Annotated in this window: 1 protein-coding gene and 1 pseudogene; both read right to left on the bottom strand. The window is 76.1% G+C overall.

All coding sequences use genetic code 11. From position 1 onward, the window contains the following. Positions 1 to 872 (bottom strand): serine/threonine-protein kinase (locus ACOJTC_RS03350; protein WP_420115688.1); only part of this gene is annotated, 872 nt, incomplete at its 3' end. A gap of 174 nt (positions 873 to 1046) precedes the next feature. Continuing rightward, a pseudogene (locus tag ACOJTC_RS03345) lies at positions 1047 to 1807 on the bottom strand (hypothetical protein); the annotation flags it as partial.

Raw genomic sequence — 1807 nt, 5'->3', positions numbered from 1 at the left:
CGCTGCCGCCGCCGACGCGGCGTACCGGCCGGCAGCGGCGGGGTGTCCCCGCCGGCCGGCACCGTGGGGGGTGGTGGGGTCGGGGTGGACGCCTGCGGCGCGGGCGGCGTGGTGGGCGTCGCCGCGAGCGCCGCGCTCAGCCGGGTCTGCGTCTCGTCGGCGGTGAACCGTCGTTCCGGTTCGCGGCGCAGCAGGCCCTCCAGCACCGGGCGCAGCGCCCCGGCCCGCCGCGTCGGGTCGGGCGGCTCGGTGGCCAGCGCGCTCAGCGTCGCCATCGCGCTGCCCCGGGCGTACGGCGCCCGCCCCTCCACCGCCGCGTAGAGGGTGGCCCCCAGCGACCACAGGTCGGTACGCGGGCTGGACACCCCGTCGCGGGCGCGCTCGGGGGCGACGAACTGCGGTGAGCCGAGCACCATCCCCGGCCCGGTCATCGCCCCGTCACCGCCGTCGAAGGTGGCCAGTCCGAAGTCGGTGAGCACCACCCGCCCGTCGTCGGCGACCAGGACGTTGTGCGGCTTGACGTCGCGGTGCAGCACTCCGGCGGCGTGGGCGGCGCGCAGGGCGGCCAGCACCGCCAACCCGATCCGGGCGACCCGGTGCGGGGGCAGCGGTCCCTCCTCGGTGAGCAGTTGTTGCAGCGAGCGGGACGGGACGTACTCCATCACGATCCAGGGGTTGTCACCGTCGTGCACCACGTCGTAGATCCGGACCACGTTGGGGTGGTTGAGCCGGGCCGCGGTGCGGGCCTCGCGCAACGTGCGCAGCCGTAGCTCCGCGCGTTCGTGCGCGGCGAGCCAGTGCGGCGGGACGACCTCCTTGACCGCGACGTCCCGGTGCAGCATCTCGTCACGGGCCAACCAGACCCGGCCCATCCCGCCGGTGCCGACCAGAACGAGTAGCCGGTACCGCCCGGCGACCCGCTGCTCGTGCACGACATTTCCCCCTCGCTGCCCCGCCACCAGGATATCCGTGGTGGCCGGGGTGTTCGCGGCGACGGATTCGGGGGACGCAGCGCGGGAAGCCGGCCGTCGGCGGGCCGGGGCGGGTCAGGTGGGCGAGGTCACTTCCGTCGACCGGCCCCGGAAGCTCTGCCGGACCACCGTCAGCTCGTCGGTCGCGTCGTCCCAGTCGTCGTCCGCCGACGACCAGCTCAGCATGAATCCGGACAGGTCCCGGCCGGGGATCAGCCGGACCCCGTGCTCCCGGCCGCCGAACGGGGTGTCCCAGCGGCACTCCCACTGGGCGCCGTCACCGTCGAACGCCGCCAGCTTGATCTTGTCGTACCCGGGCAGGGCGCCGAAGCCGAGCTGGGTGCGTTCCTCGGCCCGGAGCCGTTCCAGCGCCCCGCCGCCGCCACCGGTCAGCGGTTCCACGCTCAGCGTCCGGCGGCTGCCCGGGTCGCGGAAGCAGGCCACCTGCCCCTCCTGGGTACGCAGCCAGCCGATCGGGACGGCGAGCCGGTAGCCGACGCCGTCGTACCAGGTCCAGCCGGACGGGGGACGGAAACCGTCGTCCACGGTCGCCGGTCGGCCGGTGACCTGCGTGCCGACCGGGTCGGGACGCAGGCACGGCAGCGGCGGCGGGGCGAGGTCCTGTGCGCCGGGTGGCGGACCCGGCCGGCCCGGACCACCGGCCGGCGGACCGTACGGGCGGGTCGAGGGGGTGCTGCTGGCCGGCACGTCGGTGTGCCCCGGTGCGGCCCGGTGCTCGTCGTCGTTGATCGCGGCGGTGGTGCCGATGCCGGCCGTCGCCCCCACCACGATGGTCACCCCGGCGAGGATCCAGCCCCGGGCGCTGCGGGGCAGCC

Source organism: Micromonospora sp. (genome assembly GCF_048594385.1).
In the GTDB taxonomy this organism is placed as follows: domain Bacteria; phylum Actinomycetota; class Actinomycetes; order Mycobacteriales; family Micromonosporaceae; genus Micromonospora; species Micromonospora wenchangensis.
This window is presented reverse-complemented; position numbering and strand designations above follow the sequence as displayed.